General features: G+C 65.9%; 12 protein-coding genes. All 12 read right to left on the reverse strand.

Annotated elements, in window-relative coordinates; translation table 11 throughout:
• Positions 1-59 precede the first annotated feature (59 nt).
• The gene (locus ACOHX0_RS14800) at positions 60-1,673 is read right to left on the reverse strand and encodes an AMP-binding protein (protein WP_420677742.1); all 1,614 of its coding nucleotides are present in this window, start codon (positions 1,671-1,673) and stop codon (positions 60-62) included.
• A 1-nt stretch (position 1,674) separates the two neighbouring features.
• Positions 1,675-2,835, reverse strand: coding sequence for an acyl-CoA dehydrogenase family protein (locus ACOHX0_RS14805; RefSeq protein ID WP_420677744.1), 1,161 nt, complete (start codon positions 2,833-2,835; stop codon positions 1,675-1,677).
• Between the two features lie 115 nt (positions 2,836-2,950).
• Positions 2,951-3,754, reverse strand: coding sequence for an enoyl-CoA hydratase family protein (locus ACOHX0_RS14810; RefSeq protein ID WP_420677745.1), 804 nt, complete (start codon positions 3,752-3,754; stop codon positions 2,951-2,953).
• Positions 3,751-4,206: a MarR family winged helix-turn-helix transcriptional regulator gene (locus tag ACOHX0_RS14815; protein ID WP_420677746.1), complete on the reverse strand. Its 456-nt coding sequence runs from the start codon at positions 4,204-4,206 to the stop codon at positions 3,751-3,753. Before ACOHX0_RS14815 ends, ACOHX0_RS14810 begins: the two co-directional genes overlap by 4 nt.
• A complete protein-coding gene (locus ACOHX0_RS14820) occupies positions 4,203-4,970 on the reverse strand; it encodes an SDR family NAD(P)-dependent oxidoreductase (RefSeq protein ID WP_420677747.1) in 768 nt (255 codons plus the stop codon). Before ACOHX0_RS14820 ends, ACOHX0_RS14815 begins: the two co-directional genes overlap by 4 nt.
• A complete protein-coding gene (locus ACOHX0_RS14825; protein WP_420677749.1) occupies positions 4,967-7,261 on the reverse strand; it encodes a bifunctional salicylyl-CoA 5-hydroxylase/oxidoreductase in 2,295 nt (764 codons plus the stop codon). The genes ACOHX0_RS14820 and ACOHX0_RS14825 overlap by 4 nt, the downstream gene beginning before the upstream one ends.
• 217 nt (positions 7,262-7,478) lie before the next feature.
• The gene (gene ptsP, locus ACOHX0_RS14830) at positions 7,479-9,719 is read right to left on the reverse strand and encodes a phosphoenolpyruvate--protein phosphotransferase (RefSeq protein WP_420677750.1); all 2,241 of its coding nucleotides are present in this window, start codon (positions 9,717-9,719) and stop codon (positions 7,479-7,481) included.
• Positions 9,720-9,990: 271 nt separating this feature from the next.
• A complete protein-coding gene (locus tag ACOHX0_RS14835) occupies positions 9,991-11,229 on the reverse strand; it encodes an aspartate kinase (RefSeq protein ID WP_420677752.1) in 1,239 nt (412 codons plus the stop codon).
• Between the two features lie 122 nt (positions 11,230-11,351).
• The gene (locus tag ACOHX0_RS14840) at positions 11,352-12,800 is read right to left on the reverse strand and encodes a TrkH family potassium uptake protein (RefSeq protein ID WP_420677754.1); all 1,449 of its coding nucleotides are present in this window, start codon (positions 12,798-12,800) and stop codon (positions 11,352-11,354) included.
• 47 nt (positions 12,801-12,847) lie between these two features.
• The gene (locus ACOHX0_RS14845; protein ID WP_420677755.1) at positions 12,848-13,846 is read right to left on the reverse strand and encodes a hypothetical protein; all 999 of its coding nucleotides are present in this window, start codon (positions 13,844-13,846) and stop codon (positions 12,848-12,850) included.
• 338 nt (positions 13,847-14,184) lie between these two features.
• Positions 14,185-15,318, reverse strand: coding sequence for a GTP cyclohydrolase FolE2 (folE2, locus tag ACOHX0_RS14850; protein WP_420677757.1), 1,134 nt, complete (start codon positions 15,316-15,318; stop codon positions 14,185-14,187).
• Positions 15,319-15,562: 244 nt separating this feature from the next.
• Complete coding sequence (gene metZ / locus ACOHX0_RS14855) at positions 15,563-16,765, reverse strand: O-succinylhomoserine sulfhydrylase (RefSeq protein ID WP_420677759.1); 1,203 nt, start codon at positions 16,763-16,765, stop codon at positions 15,563-15,565.
• Between the last annotated feature and the right edge of the window lie 14 nt (positions 16,766-16,779).

A 16,779-nucleotide genomic window follows, 5' to 3' on the forward strand; every position in this document is an offset into this window, starting at 1 on the left:
GCCAGCGCGCTGCCCTTTTCAATTTTCAGATAACGCCGCCTTGCCCCCTTGCCGCCACGTCAATGCTTGAGGCGGAAGCGCTGGATCTTGCCGGTCTCGGTCTTTGGCAGCGCTTCGGCAAAGACCACCGAGCGCGGGTATTTGTAGGGTGCGATGGTGGCCTTCACGTGATCCTGCAGCAGCTTGACGAGTGTGTCCGAGCCCCTGTGCCCCTCTGCCAGAACCACATGCGCTTCGACGATCTCGCCCCGCGCCTCGTCCGGCGCACCAATCACCGCGCATTCCGCGACAGCCTCATGCGCGAGCAGCGCCGCCTCGACCTCCGGACCGGCGATGTTGTAGCCGGCCGAAACGATCATGTCGTCGTTGCGGGCGGCAAAATGCAGATAGCCATCCGCATCCATCACAAAACTGTCGCCGGTGACGTTCCAGCCGTCCTGGACATATTCCCCCTGGCGCATGTCCGCGAGGTAACGGCAGCCGGTCGGCCCCTGCACGGCAAGCCGCCCCACCTCGCCGCGCGGCGCCTCCTTGCCGTCCGCATCCAGCACCTTCACCCGGTAGCCGCTGACCGGCTTGCCGGTACAGGCGGGGCGGTGGTCGTCAAAGCGGTTGGTAATGAAGATATGCAGCATCTCGGTCGCGCCGATTCCGTCCAGCATCGGCTTGCCGGTCTTGGCGATCCAATCCTCGTAGACTGGCGCGGGCAGCGTCTCCCCGGCCGAGACCGCGGCGCGCAGCGAGGACAGGTCCGCTCCCTCCTCCATCGCCCGCAGCATCACCCGGTAGGCGGTAGGCGCGGTGAAGCAGACCGTGGCACGGTAGGTCTCGATGATCTCGATGAGGTTGGGAGGAGTGGCGCTTTCCAGCAGCGTGGCCGCAGCCCCGAAGCGCAAGGGGAAGATGGCGAGCCCGCCGAGCCCGAAGGTGAAGGCCAGGGGCGGCGAGCCGACAAAGACATCCTCCGGCTGCACGTCCAGCACCTCGCGGGCGTAGCCATCAGCGATGATCAGCAGGTCGCGATGGAAATGCATCGTCGCCTTGGGCGATCCGGTGGTGCCGGAGGTGAAGCCCAGAAGCGCCACATCGTCCCGCCCCGTCGGCACTGCCTCGTAGGTCACCGGCTTCTGCAGCGCCAGCCTGTCCAGTTCGGCATCGTGGTTGGACGTGCCGTCAAAGCCCACCACGGTCTTCAGAAACTTGGAGGTCTTGGCACAGGCGACCAGCTCGTCCTTCAGGCGGGTATCGCAAAGGGCATGGCTGATTTGCGCCTTGTCGACGATTTTCGCCAGCTCGCCCGCGCGCAGCATCGGCATGGTGTTGACCACCACTGCGCCCGCCTTGGTCGCCGCCAGCCAGCAGGCCACCATCGCCGGATTGTTGGCCGAGCGGATCAGCACCCGGTTGCCGGGCTTCACGCCCAGATCCTCGCTCAGCGTGCGCGCCAGCCGGTTGGTCCAGTCGCTCAGCTCCTTGTAGGTGCGGCGGCGGCCGTTGCCGATCAGCGCGGTATGGTCGCCGAACCCCTTGGCAACCATCGCGTCGGTGAGTTCCACCGCGGCATTGAGGCGCTCGGGGTAGTCGAAGCCTTCGAGCAGGAACTCCGGCCACTGATCCGAAGGCGGCAGGTTGTCGCGGGTGAAGGTATCCACATGGGCCGATGGTCCCAGCATCTCATTGCCCTCCCTGAAAGGCGCCCAGCGTCTGCCGGGCTATTACCACCCGCTGCACGTCGGAAGCGCCTTCGTAGATGCGCAAGGCGCGGATGTCGCGGTACAACTCCTCCACCTTCTGGCCCGAACGCACGCCATCGCCGCCATGCAGCTGCACCGCCTTGTCGATCACCTGCTGCGCCTGGTCGGTGGAGAACAGCTTGGCCATTGCCGCCTCGCGGGTGACGCGGGCGGCACCCGTGTCCTTGGCCCAGGCGGCGCGGTAGACCAAGAGCGCTGCGGCATCCACATCCAGCGCCATGTCGGCGATATGCCCCTGCACCATCTGCAAGTCGAACAGCGGCGCGCCCTGCACCTGGCGGCTGGAAACACGCAACAGCGCCTCGTCCAGCGCGCGGCGGGCAAAGCCCAGCGCCGCGGCGGCCACGGTGGAGCGGAACACATCCAGCACCGACATTGCGATCTTGAATCCCGCGCCGGGCTGGCCCAGGAGCGCAGATTTCGGGATCCGGCAATCGGTGAAGCGCAGCGTCGCCAGGGGATGCGGCGCGATCACCTGCTGGCGCTCCGCCACTTCGAATCCCGGCAGCCCGGCAGGCACGATGAAGGCCGACAGCCCGCGCGCGCCCGGTGCCTCCCCGGTGCGGGCAAACAGCGTGTAGACATCGGCAATTCCGCCGTTGGAGATCCAGGTCTTCTCGCCGTTCAGCAGGTAGTGCTCACCATCCAGCTCTGCCGTCATGGTCGAGTTCGCGACATCCGAGCCCGACTGCGGCTCGGTCAGCGCAAAGGCGGAAATCGCCTTGCCCGCGCGGGTGAGCGGCAGCCATTCGGCCTGCTGGTCAGGCGTGCCAAACAGTGAAATCGCGCCGGTACCCAGCCCCTGCATGGCAAAGGCAAAATCCGCGAGCCCGTCATGGCGCGCCAGCGTTTCACGGATCAGGCAAAGCGTGCGCACATCCAGGCTCTCGCCCGCCTCCGCACCGCTGTGCCGGGTCCAGCCAGCCTCGCCCAATGCCGCCACCAGCGACCGGCAGGCGGCATCGGTGTCGGAATGATCGATCCCCGCAAGCGCGCCCGCGGCCCATTCGTCCAGCTCCGCCGCCAGCGCTCGGTGGCGGTCTTCAAAGAACGGCCAGCTCAGAAAGCTCTTGTCCGCCATGTCGTCTTCCTCCCCTTCCGGCCAGGCGACCCGTCCGGGTCTTCTTCTGGCCTAAAATATCCCCGCCGGAGGCTCCCGCGCCCTCCTCCGGCGCGAAAGCCCTTTATGTCACGCCTCAGTCGCCCTCGAAGAGCGGTTTTTCCTTCTTCACAAAGGCATGGTAGGCGCGTTCGAAATCCGCGGTCTGCATGCAGATCGCCTGCGCCTGGGCCTCGGCCTCGATCGCTTGTTCGATCGACATCGACCATTCCTGCGCCAACATGGTCTTGGTCATCATGTGGCCGAAGTTCGGACCGGCCGCGATGCGCTCGGCCCATTGCCGCGCCTCGCCCGCCAGATCGGCCGCGGGCACCAGCTTGTTGTGAAAGCCCCAGGCGGCGCCTTCTTCGGCGCTCATCGCGCGGCCGGTATAGAGCAGCTCCGCCGCGCGGCCCTGGCCGATGATGCGGGGCAGGATCGCGCAAGCCCCCATGTCGCAGCCCGCAAGGCCAACGCGGGTGAACAGGAAGGCGGTTTTCGCTTCCGGCGTCGCAATCCGGATATCCGACGCCATCGCGATGATCGCGCCCGCGCCGACGCAGATGCCGTCGATGGCGGCGATGATAGGCTTGCCGCAATTTACCATCGCCTTGACCAGATCGCCGGTCATGCGGGTGAAGGCAAGAAGCTCCTTCATGCTCATCTTCGTGAGCGGGCCGATAATGTCATGCACATCGCCGCCCGAGGAGAAATTGCCGCCGTTCGATGAAAACACAACCGCCTTCACGCTGTCGTCGTAATGCAGGTCGCGGAACCAGTCGCGCATTTCGGCGTAGCTGTCGAAAGTCAGCGGGTTCTTGCGCTCGGGCCGGTCCAGCGCGACGGTGGCGATGCCGTCCTCGATGCTGCACAGGAAATGCTTGGTGCCGGTGTTGCTCATCTGTCCTTTTCCCCCTTGCCGGTCTGGCGTGCGACCGCATCCAATGCAGCGGCCACCCGCTGCGCGTCCTCAAGGCTCACGTCCTGGAACATCCGGTCGATCCAGGCCTCATGCGCGGCGGCCTGGCGGGTGAATTCCGCCCGACCCTGCCCGGTCAGCTTCACGCGGCTGGCGCGGCGGTCGCCCGCCACCTTCTCCCGCAGCACGTGGCCGTCCTCCACCAGCCGCTCGACGATGCCCGTGACATTGCCGTTGGAGACCTTCAGCACGCCCGAGAGTTCGCTCATCTTCAGCCCGTCTTCGTGCTGCATCAGCGCCGCCATTACGTCAAAGCGCGGCAGTGTGGTGGCGAAGTCCTTGCGCAGGTTCTCGCGGATCTCGCTTTCCACCGCGCGGGTTGCCTTCAGCACCTTCAGCCACAGCCGGAGCCTGTCCTTGGATGTATTGCTCAAATCTCACCTCCGGTAACCGGCAGCGCGCTGCCATTGACCGAGCCCGCGCCCTCGCTTGCCAGCCACAGCGCCGCCGAGGCGACCTCGCCCGGCTGGATGAAGCGGCCCTGCGGGTTGCCCGCGCGCAGGGATTTGGCGGCCTTTTCCTCGCTCATGCCCGTCTTCTCAACGATGTTGCGGATCGAGCGTTCCAGCAAGGGAGTTTCGATGAAGCCGGGGCAGATCGCGTTGACCGTAACGCCGGTGCGGGCAAGCTCCACCGCGAGCGCGCGGGTCAGGCCGACCACGCCGTGCTTGGCGGCGCAATAGCCCGAGACATAAGGGTAGCCTTTCAGCCCCGCAGTGGAGGCAATGGCGATGAGCCGCCCCCAGCCTGCGTCCTTCATGCCCGGCAGGCAGGCTTGCCACAAGTTGAAGACGCCCACCAGGTTCACGCCAAGCGCCGCTTCGAAATCCTGCGTACTCATCCGCTCGAAAGGCTTCGACGGCGCGGCGCCGGCATTGGCAATGGCGATCTGCACCGGCCCCTGCGCCTCCGCCGCGCTGGCGATGGCCGCATCAAGGCTCGCGCGGTCGGTGACGTCGCAAACCTCCGCATGGGCGCCGGTCTGGCCTGCGACTTCCTCCAGCGCGTCCAGCCGGCGGCCAAGGATGGTGACCTTGGCGCCGCCTTCAGCAAACTGCGCCGCAAGCTCGGCCCCGACGCCGGAGCCGCCGCCGGAGATCACCACATGCCGGCCCGCGATATCGCTACTGCTGCTCATGCGCGGATCACCTCGGCGTCGCGGTCGGCCAGGCGCCAGGCCTGATCGCGCCCCGCTTCATAGGGCAGCGGCCAGCTGGCGTGCCGGTCGCCGATGCGGGTGGCCTCATGCAGGGTCCAGTAGGGATCGGCCAGATGGGGCCGCGCGATGGCAACCAGATCGGCCCGACCCGCCATCAGGATCGAGTTGGCGTGATCGGCCTCGTAGATGTTGCCCACCGCCATGGTGGCGATGCCCGCCTCGTTGCGGATGCGGTCCGAGAAAGGCGTCTGGAACATGCGCCCATAGACCGGCTTAGCCTCGGTCGTGGTCTGCCCGGCGGAGACGTCGATGATGTCGGCTCCTGCCCCGGTGAAGGCGCGGGCAATCTCCACCGCGTCCTCCGGCGTCACGCCATCCTCGCCGACCCAGTCGTTGGCGGAGATCCGCACCGACATCGGCTTGCCCACGGGCCAGACCGCGCGCATGGCAGCGAAAACCTCCAGCGGGTAGCGCAGACGGTTTTCCAGGCTGCCGCCGTATTCGTCCTGCCGCGTGTTGGACACCGGCGAAATGAAGGAGGAAATCAGGTAGCCGTGTGCTGCGTGCAGCTCGATCATGTCGAAACCCGCGCGTTCGGCCATCAGCGCGGCCGAGGCGAAGTCGTCCGTCACCTGGTCCATGTCCTGCCGCGTCATCGCGCGCGGCGTGGCGTTCTCCGCCGACCACGGAATTGCGGAGGCCGAAATGATCTCCCAGTTGCCCGAATTCAGCGGCTTGTCCATGCCCTCCCAGCCCAGGTTGGTCGAGCCCTTGCGGCCCGAATGGCCGATCTGGCAGCAGATCTTCGCGTCGCTTTCATCATGCACGAAGCTGGTGATGCGCTTCCAGGCGGCTTCATGTTCGGGCGCGTAGAGCCCGGGGCAGCCCGGCGTGATCCGGCCCTCGGCGCTGACGCAGGTCATCTCGGTATAGACCAGCCCGGCGCCGCCCTTGGCGCGCTCGCCCAGATGCACCAGGTGCCAGTCGGTGGGGCTGCCGTCCTTGGCCTTGTACTGCGCCATGGGCGAGACCACGATACGGTTCTTCAGCGCCATGCCGCGCAGCTTGAAGGGGGCGAACATCGGCGGGCGCACCGGAGCATCGGCGGGCGCGCCGCTGCGCTGCTGAAACCAGCCTTCCGCCGATTTCAGCCAGTCCGCATCGCGCAGGCGCAGGTTTTCGTGGCTGATCCGCTGCGAGCGGGTGAGCAGAGAGTAGTTGAACTGCGCCATGTCCATGCCAAGATAGCGTTCCACCTCCTCGAACCATTCCAGCGAGTTGCGCGCCGCCGATTGCAGGCGCAGCACATCCAGGCGGCGCTCCTCCTGGTAGCGTTCGAAGGCGCGTTCCAGGGTTGGCTCGGTGGTCAGGAACTCGGCCAGTGCAATGGCGCTGTCAAAGGCCAGCCGGGTGCCCGAGCCGATCGAAAAATGCGCCGTGGCCGAGGCGTCGCCCAGCAGCACGACATTTTCGTGGTGCCACTTTTCGCAAAGCACACGGGGGAAGTTGATCCATACCGCGGCGCCGCGCAGGTGGGCGGCGTTGGAAATCAGCGCATGGCCGCCCAGGTGATCGGCAAAGATCTCCTCGCAGGTGCGGATGATCTCCTCCTTGGACATGCCCTCAAAGCCCCACTTCTCCCAGGTTTCGGCCGAGCATTCCACGATCACTGTCGCGGTGTCGTCGTCGAACTGGTAGGCGTGGATCCACATCCAGCCATGCTGGGTCTTCTCGAAGATGAAGGTGAAGGCGTCGTCGAATTTCTGCTGGGTGCCCAGCCAGATGAACTTGCACGGGCGCACGTCGATGTCGGGCTTGAAGTGCTCGGCAAACTCGGTGCGCACGCGGGAATTGAGCCCGTCGCAGCCGACCACCACGTCATAGTCCTTCTGGTAGTCCGCGGCAGGCCGGGCTTCGGTCTCGAAGCGCAGATCCACACCCAGTTCGCGGGCGCGCTCTTGCAGGATCAGCAGCATCTTCTTGCGGCCGATGCCGGCAAAGCCATGCCCGCCCGAAACCACGCGCTCGTGGTTGCGCACCACGGCGATGTCGTCCCAATAGGCAAAGCTCTCGCGGATCGCTGCGGCGCTGACGGGGTCGTTGGTGCTGAGGTTCTCCAGCGCATCGTCCGACAGCACCACGCCCCAGCCGAAGGTGTCGTCAGCCTTGTTGCGCTCGATCACCGTGACTTCGGCATCGGGCTGGCGCAATTTTATGGAAATCGCAAAATACAGCCCGGCGGGCCCTCCCCCTAGACAGGCGATTTTCATGGCACTCCCTCTCTGCAATCCGCAATTCGCTTGTGGATCAGGATAGGACGGCCGGAAAAAACTTCAAGCTTAAAATTTCATGCTTGAAACAAAACAGCCCGCCCCCGGGATGTGCGGGCAGGGGCACGCGGGAAACGGGCCCGCGGCAGCGCCACGGCCCGGCTTATTCGCTTGCAATGCCATGCCCCCCCTGATCGCACGGGCCGGGGCCAAAAGGTCAGAGTTCGCGCAGGTATTGCATCACCGCCGGGCGCACCGCCTGGTCGCCGCGGTGGCGCGCGTCGGAGATGATCTTGCGCAATTCGCCCAGGTCGACCCGCAGCAGCAGCGATTTCACCGGCCCGATGGAGGCCGGGCGCATCGACAGCGTGCGGATACCCATGGCGGCGAGGCAGACCGCTTCGATCGGGCGGCCGGCATCCTCGCCGCAGAAGCTGAGCGGGGTGCCGGAGATGCCGCAGCGCTCCACGATGCGCTCGATCAGGCTGAGGAAGCTGACGTTCAGCGTGTCATAGCGCCGCCGCACCCGCTCGTTCTCGCGGTCGGCGGCAAAGAAGAACTGCTTGAGGTCATTGCCTCCGATCGACAGGAAGGCGACCTCGTCAAAGAATTTCTGCGGCGCAAAGGCGAGCGAGGGCGTTTCCAGCATCGCCCCCACCTTCAGCTCCGACGGCAGCGGGTGGCCCAGGATGCGTTCGCGCTCCAGCGTTTTTTCGACCTCGGCGCGGGCGGCGCGGTATTCCTCGAACTGCGCGACAAATGGGAACATCACCGTCAGGGGCCGCCCGTCGGCAGCGCGGATCAGCGCCTGCAGCTGCATCCGCATGATGCCCGGCTTGTCCAGCCCGACCCGGATCGCGCGCCAGCCCAGGGCGGGGTTCGGCTCGTCCGTGGGCTTCATGTAGGGCAGCACCTTGTCGGAGCCGATGTCCAGCGTGCGGAACACCACCGGCTTGCCGTGGGCGGCATCCAGCACCCGCTGGTAGAGCGCCACCAGCTCCGAGCGTTTCGGCATCTGGTTGCGGACCAGGAACTGCAGCTCAGTGCGGAACAGCCCCACCCCTTCGGCACCGGAGCCGTCCAGCGACGGCAGATCCGCCATCAGCCCGGCGTTCATCATCAGGTTGATGCGCTGGCCGTCGCGGGTGACGGCCGGGCAGTCGCGGACCGAGGCGTAGCGCTCCTGCGCCTTGGCCTGCATCGCGATCTTGTCGCGAAAGGCGCTGACAACGGTGTCCTCGGGACGCAGATGCACGACACCCTGATCGCCATCCACCATCACGTAATCGCCGTTCAGCGCCTCGGTGGTGATGCGCTTGGCATTCACGACCAGCGGGATCGCCAGCGCACGGGCCACGATGGCGGCGTGGGAGCCGACCGAGCCCTCCTCCAGCACGATACCGCGCAAGGAGCGGCCGTATTCCAAGAGCTCGCCGGGGCCGATGTTGCGGGCAATCAGGATCGGATCGTCGGGCAGCTCGGCGCCGGTGTTGGAGCCCTGCCCTGTCAGAATGCGCAGCAGCCGGTTGGAGAGGTCGTCGAGATCGCTCAGCCGTTCGCGCAGGTAGGCATCCTGCACCTGCCCCATGCGCGAGCGTGCCTGCGACTGTTCCTTCTCCACCGCCGCCTCGGCGCTGAGGCCGCGGGAGATGTCTTCCTCCATGCGCCGCATCCAGCCCTTGGAATTGGCAAACATCCGGTAGGCCTCGAGCACCTGCAACTGCTCGGAATCGCCCGAGCGGGAGACTTCCAGCATCTTGTCGACGCCGACGCGCAGTTCCTCGACCGCGGCGGTAAGCCGTTCCAGTTCGCGCTGGGGGTCGTCGGCGATCGGGTTGGTTACGATGACACGGGGCTCGTGCAGCCATACATGGCCCTCCGCCGCGCCTTCCTGCGCCGAGGTGGCGTGGATCATCACTGCCTGCTGGTGCAACGGTGACAGCGCCGCGCCCTCACCGACGAAGGCGCCCAGCTCGGTCATCTCGGCGATCACCATCGCCACCACTTCGAGCGCGTAGACCGCATCCGAGGAGAACTCGCGCGCCTGCTTGGACTGCACCACCAGGACGCCCAGCATCTCGCCCAGACGCTGGATCGGCACGCCGAGGAAGGAGGAATAGCGCTCCTCCCCGGTTTCGGGCATGTAGCGGAAGCCCTTGGCGTGCGGCGCATCGGGCGTGTTGATGACCTTGCCGAACCGCGCCACCCGGCCGACCAGGCCTTCGCCGATTCGCATCCGGGTCTGGTGCACCGATTCGAGGTTCAGGCCCTCGGTCGCGCAAAGCTCCAGCGTTTCATCATCGCGGAACAGATACACCGAGCAGACTTCGGAACCCATGCTGTCCGCGATCAGATGGGTGATCTTGTCCAGCCGGGCCTGGCCGGCGTCATCGCCCGCCATAGCCTCGCGCAGGCGAACCAGAAGCTTCCTGCTTTCGGATTCCGTCGTTTCAGCCATTGCCACCCTTTCCCCGGCTGCCGCACTCCCGCCCCTGTTGCACAATCCGTGCCTGTGCGGGCTCCGCCCAAAGTAGTGCGCCGGCCATCTCTCCTCCACCCACTTGTCCCACCCCGGCGGGAAAAGTCCAAGATTTTTTGCAACCCTGCCGCCCGCTTGGGCGAATATCGCCGCCGCAGCGCAGAAACCGCGCGGCTGCTTTCTGCACCGCAAAAGAAAGGCGCCGTCACGGCGCCTTTGCTCTGTTACCTGTCAATTGGCGCGGACGCGCTCAGCCCGCTTTTTCCAGCTCGAAAGCGTCGTGCAGCGCCTGCACTGCCAGTTCCATGTACTTGCGGTCGATCAGCACCGAGATCTTGATTTCCGAGGTGGTGATCACCTTGATGTTGATGCCTTCATCCGACAGCACCTTGAACATCTTGGCCGCCACACCCGACTGCGAACGCATGCCGATCCCCACGACCGACACCTTGGCGACGTGATTGTCGGCCAGCAGCTCGGCATAGTTCAGCTCGCCCTTGTCCTTGATTGCCAAGAGCGCCTGTTCGGCGCGGGCGACCTGATCGGTCGGGCAGGAGAAGGTCATGTCGGTGCGGCCTTCTTCGGAGATGTCCTGCACGATCATGTCCACGTTCACGCCCGCATCGCTGAGCGTGGTGAAGATGGTGGCCGCGATGCCGGGGCGGTCGGCCACCGATTGCACCGTCAGTTTGGCTTCGTCACGGGAATAGGCCACACCGGCCACAACATTGGATTCCATGATTTCCTCCTCGTCGCAGACCAGGGTTCCGGCCTCGTCGGTTTGTTCCTCGAAACTGGACAGCACGCGCAGCTTCACCTTGTAGCGCATCGCCAGCTCGACCGACCGGGTCTGCAGCACCTTGGCGCCCAGACTGGCCAGCTCCAGCATTTCCTCGAACGCGATCCGGTCCAGCTTGCGGGCCTTGTCGCAGATGCGCGGGTCGGTGGTGTAAACGCCGTCGACATCGGTGTAGATATCACATCGCTCGGCCCCGAAGGAGGCGGCGAAGGCCACCGCGGTGGTGTCCGATCCGCCCCGGCCCAGGGTGGTGATACGGCCCTCGGGGCTGATGCCCTGGAAGCCGGCCACAACCGCAACCCTCATGCCTTCGGCAAACTTCTGGGTGATGTTCTCCGGCGGGATCTCTTCGATGCGGGCCTGGCTATGGGCCGAATTGGTCTTGAGCGGCACCTGCCAGCCCTGCCAGCTGCGCGCCGGAACATCCATTTCCTGCAAGGTCAGCGCCATAAGGCCGGCGGTCACATTCTCGCCCGAGGACACCACAGCATCATATTCGCGCGCGTCATACAAGGGGGAGGTTTCGTCCACCCAGCCGACCAGTTCATTGGTCTTGCCGGACATGGCAGAGACGATGACGATCACGTCATAGCCCTTGGCCACCTCGACGCCGACGCGTTTGGCGGCGCGGCGGATGCGGTCTAGATTGGCGACCGACGTGCCGCCGAATTTCATCACAAGTACGGGCATAAGGACATCGTCTCCCTGCGCTTGCGGGTTATAATCCAGAGCCTCTTATGCGAGCCGCCGTGCAAGAGCAAGCCGCGCATTGTAGCGATACACGCAGGCCGCCGGGCCAAGGCGCGCGCCGCTCAGGCCCGCCAGAAGCGCACCGTGAGGATGGCATAGACCGCCATCAGCTCCAGCCGCCCAATCAGCATGGCCGCGCTGAGGATCCATTTGGCGGGATCGTTCAGCGCCGCGTAATTGCCCGCGGGGCCGATCACGCTGCCGAGCCCGGGGCCGATATTGGCGACCGCCGAGGCCGCGCCCGACACGGCGGTCACGAAATCCAGCCCGGTGAACGCCAGCGCCAGGGCGACGATGCCGAGCGTCAGGACGAAGAACATGAAGAAGGAGATCACCGAGCTCAGAACGTCCACCCCCACCGGGCGGCCTTCGAAGCGCGGGATGAAGACTCCGTGCGGCAGGCGAATGCGCAGGATCTGCACCTTGATCGCGGAGAACAAGAGCTGGTAGCGGAAGATCTTCACCGAGCAGGTGGTCGAGCCCGCGCAGCCGCCGATCAGCCCGATGAAGAAAAACACCATCACCAGGAAGCTGCCCCACGTCATGTAGTCGGCGCTGGCATAACCGGTGCCGGAGATGATCGAGATGATGTTGAACAGTGCCTCGCGCACGGCCCGCTCGGGCGTGTGCGGGAACAGCATCATCAGGACGGCGGCGGTGACCGCGACCAGGAGCGCGATGGTGATCAGGAAGACCCGGATCTGGCTGTCGCCGAGGATCGGCGTGGCATGACCGTGCAACAGCTGCACGTAGCGCACGAAGGGCAGCGCCGCGAGCACCATGAACAGCCCCGCCGCATATTCCGCGGGGCCCGAGAAGGTGGCGAAGGAGGCGTCGTAGTTTGAGAACCCGCCGGTGGAAGAGGTCGTCAACGCATGCACCAGCGCATCGAAGACGCCCATCCCCAGCGTTGTGTAAACCAGCATGCAGGCCAGTGTCAGGCCGACGTAGATCAGCGAGATCTGCTTGGCGATAGCCTGGGCGCGGGGCAGGATTTTTCCAAAAGTGTCAAAGGCTTCGGATTTGAAGATCTGCATGCCGCCAACCCGCAGCTCGGGCAGGAACACCATCGCAACCACAATGATGCCGATGCCGCCCAGCCATTGCAGGATGCCGCGCCACAGCAAAAGCCCGCGCGGCAGGCCGTCGAGCCCGGTGATCACCGTGGCGCCGGTGGTGGTCAGCCCCGACATCGCCTCGAAGAAAGCATCGACAAAGCGCAGTTCGGTTGCCCCCAGCATCAGCGGCACCGCCCCGAAAAGGGGCAGCGCCAGCCAGACCGTGGTGGTCAGCAGGAAGGTCTGGCGGATGCTGAGCCCTTCGCGCACGCCATTGGCACAGCTGAGCGCCAGCAGCCCGCCGACCAGCACGGTGAACACCATGCTTTGCAGGAACACCGGCCACTGGCCCTGGCCGTCATAGAGATCGACCAGCAGCGGGAAGACCATCGTGGCTCCCAGAATGACGACCAGAAGGCCGATGACATACCCGACCGGGCGCAGATCCAACATGGCGCGCAGCGTTGGCCCCGTGCAACGGAACTGTCAAGCCTGCGCGCTTAGGTGGCGCTGCCGCCGTCCTTGGTGCCGTTGCGCGCGGGCATCTGCGGCGGCGCCGAGGGCGGGCGCGGGCGGGCGGTTTTGGACTGTGCCGCCTCGCCGCCGTCGGCGGAGGCCGCTTGCGCCGGCTTGGTGGTTCGGGCCGCAACCGCGGCTGCGGCCTTGGCAATGGCATCCCCGCCGCCATTGTCTGCGCCGTTATTTGCGGCAGCGGCAGGCTGACCGGACTTGGCGGCTGTTGCGGTTTCCGGCTTGGCGTATGCGGCGGGTTTGGCCGCCGCAGGCTTCGGCTGCTCTGCCGCCCTCACCTCCTCAGGCTTGGCCGCCTTCACCTCTGCGGGCTTGACTGTCTTCGCTTCTGCGGGCTTGGCCGTCTTCGCTTCCGCGGGCTTGGCCGTCTTCGCTTCTGCGGGCTTGGCTGTCTTCGCCTCTGCGGGCTTGGCCGTCTTCGCCTCCGCAGGAGGGGAGGCCTGCGGTTTCCCGTCCGCCGCGGGTGCCTTCTGTGCCGCTGCCTTTGCAGCTGGTTTTGCGGCTTTGCGCGTGGCGGAACTGGCGGCCGGTTTGGCACGCTTGCGGGCCGGGGACTTGGCGGCCGGTTTTGCGTCTGCGGCCGGTGCCGGTACAGTGGCGGGCGCAGCGGCGGCAGCCGGGCGCGCCGCCTTGCGGGCGGCAGGCTTGCGCTTGGCGGGCTGGCGCACCGTCTCGCGTGCGGCGGGCTTTGCGGCGGCCTCCGGTGCCGCTGCGGGTCCGGCGGGCGGGTTGGCCGGAATGTCCTGCTCTGCGCGCGCGGGCGCTTCCCCAGACCCCTGCGGCACCGGGAAGCCCATCATCCTGCGCTGCGCGTCCAGGAAGCTGTGTGCCAGCCGCATCTGCTGCAACGGCACCTCGATCGCGGCCTCGGCCATCCGGCGCCACAGCTTCATCTGCGCGCCGGCCGCATAGCCAGCCCACTGATGCGCCGGGAAAGAAAGCCCCACGGGGCGGTGAGAGCGGGTCATCACGTACTCCTTACATCTTGCACTTGGCTTGCCCGCCCGCGGCCCGAGGCCCAGCGGATGGCAAGCGGAGGGAAGCAGACAGCCGGCCGCCATCCGCGCGGCATGCGGAAACAGGGCGGTTGCGGGCGCTCGGTCGTGGACGCATCTGCATGGGCTCCCCCTTTGGAACCTGCCCGGGATTCCCCGCAGGCTCCAAGTCAGGCTAGCATGAAATTCCGCATGGCAGCATAAAAAATGCCGCAGCGCAGAAGGCGCCGCGGCAAGAGCGGAAAACCGCCGCAAAAATGAGGGACGCCTGCCGCCCGGGCCGCGCGGCGCAGAGGCGTGCCCGGTGCTGATCAGCCCTGATGGATCAGGGTTGAGAATAGTTTGGGATCGAGGCTCACCGCCTTGAAGAGCTTGCCATGGGTCAGCACGCTCACAGCGTCATGGCTGTGCAGGCTTTCCTGATGGCTGGCGATGACGCGGAAGTCGCCGATCCGGGGATCGCTCTGCAGGGCCTCGCAGAACAGCCGCGCCGCGTCCTCCACAAAGATCGGATTGGCGGCGTTCAGCTCGGCAAAGGCTTGTTCGTCCTCGCGCTTGACCATGACCTGAGTTTCGGTCGGCACCGCGCGGCGGCAGTGATCGATCAGGTCCTCGAACCACAGGCAGGGGCCCTCCGGGTCGTACTGCACCGAAATCCGCGCGACCGAGCGCTGCGAATGCGGGGTGGCGAGCTGGCCACGGGCCTGGCGGGCGTGTTCCGACAACTCCAGCGAGCATGGGCAGGTCGAGGAGTAGACATAGTCGAGATGCATGATCTTTTCGCGCACCCCGTCATGTTCAGACAGCTCCAGCGCGATATCGTAATACTGGTAGCCGCTGAGGCCCGAGCGCAGGCTGTCAACCTTCAGAGGGAAGGAGAAGCGCATCTGCAGCCGGGCATCGGGGCTGTCGAGGTCGCAGAGATAGTCGCCCAGCGCCGCTTCCATCACCTCGAAGCTGAAGGTGCGCTCGGCGTGCTTGTAGAAGGAGCGCATGATGCGCGACATGTTGATGCCCTTCTTTTCGGCATCGAGGCTCACGGTGCCGGTCACGCTGGTCTCCAGCGTCAGGTCGCCGCCGTTGCGGGTGTGGAAGCGGATCGGCAGACGGAAGTTGGAGATCCCCACATGCTGAATCTGCTGGCGGGCGCCGCGGATCAGGCTGGTGGGGCCGTTCTGCAGGTCGGGCAGTGTGGCGCGGTAGGCCTCATCGGCCTGGAAGTCCGCAGGGTAGCGGCGCGACAGCTCCGGGTAGTTGGAGGCTGCGCGCCCCGGCAGCAGCCGGGCGACTGCCGGGTCAAGCTCGGCAATCTCGGTCTCGCTGGCGCTGACCGCCCAGGCCCGCAGCAGGTCCAGTGCAGCCGCCGCGGCGGCGCGGTCCGGGGACCCGGGGCCCGCGTCTTCACGTCCGGAGGAGTCGCCGCTGTCGCGGGGGTGCATGTTCATTGGCGCATGTCCTTCCACTGGCCGGCCCGGAACGGGACCGGCAGGCATCTGTCTTACCCTGTTACGCCGCAAAACTCAAAACGGATCGGTCAAATGCGGCAGAACCGGCTTTTAATCGGACCCCGCACCGTCCAAGCCGACGCTGCGGGCAGTAGGAGGCGCCTGCCCCGCTTCGCCTTTTAGCCAATCTAGCACAGGAATGATTTCCAAAAGGTGAACCGCAGCTCCCTGACCGCGGCCGGACTCAGCCTTCTGCCGCCGCCAGCGCCGCCTTCAGGTCTGCGATCAGGTCTTCGGCATCCTCCAATCCTACCGAGAAGCGCACCAGGCCCGGGGTGATTCCAAGCTCCTGCTTCAGCGCGTCGCTGAGGCGCTGGTGGGTGGTGGTGGCGGGATGCGTCGCAATGGATTTCGCATCGCCGAGGTTGTTGGAGATCACCGGGATCGTCATCGCGTTGAGGAAGCGGAAGGCCGCATCCTTGCCGCCTTTCAGGTCCAGCGACAGCACGGTGCCGCCCTTGCCGCCGAGCTGGCTTTGCACCAGCGCGTTCTGGGCGTGGGCCGCGAGCCCCGGATAGATCGTGCGGTTCAGCGCCGGGTGCCCGTCCAGCGCCTGTGCGAGTTTCAGCGCAGTGTCGGCCTGGGCGTTGACCCGGAGCGTGATGGTTTCCAGCCCCTTCAGCATCACCCAGGCGTTGAACGGGCTCAAGCTGCCGCCGGTGTGCTTCATGTAGGGTTCCAGCGTGCCGCGGATGAAGTCCTTGCTGCCCAGCACCACACCGCCCAGCGCCCGGCCCTGGCCGTCGATATGTTTGGTCGCGGAATAGACGACCACGTCCGCGCCCTGCGCAATGGCGTTGGAGAAGACCGGGGTGGAGAAGACATTGTCCACCACTACCGTGGCGCCTGCGGCATGGGAAATCTCTGCCACCGCGGCGATGTCGATCACTTCCAGCGTCGGGTTCGACATGCTCTCGAAAAACACGGCCTTGGTATCGGGGCGCACCGCGGCGCGCCACTGGTCCAGGTCGGTGCCGTCGACAAATGTCACCTCGACCCCGAACCGGGTGAGGATGGTTTCCAGGATATAGAGACAGGAGCCGAACAGCGCCTTTGCCGAGACCACATGGTCGCCCGCCTTCAGCATCGAGGTCAGCGCGCCGCTCACCGCCGCCATGCCGGACGCGGTGGCAAAGGCGTCTTCCGCCCCTTCCAGCGCGGCAATGCGCTCTTCGAACATTGCCACCGTGGGGTTGCCGTAACGGGCATAGATGAACTCGTCCGGGCCGGTCTCGATGAAGCGCGCCTCGGCCTGTTCGGCGCTGTCGTAGACAAAGCCCTGGGTCAGGAAGATCGCTTCGCTCACCTCGTTGTACTGGCTGCGGCGGGTGCCGCCGTGGACCATGCTGGTGCGGCTGTTCCAGGTGCTGTTTGCGTTGTCGCTCATCTCGTCACAGTCTC

The sequence above is a fragment of the Cribrihabitans pelagius genome, from assembly GCF_048820915.1.
Lineage (GTDB): Bacteria > Pseudomonadota > Alphaproteobacteria > Rhodobacterales > Rhodobacteraceae > Cribrihabitans_A > Cribrihabitans_A pelagius.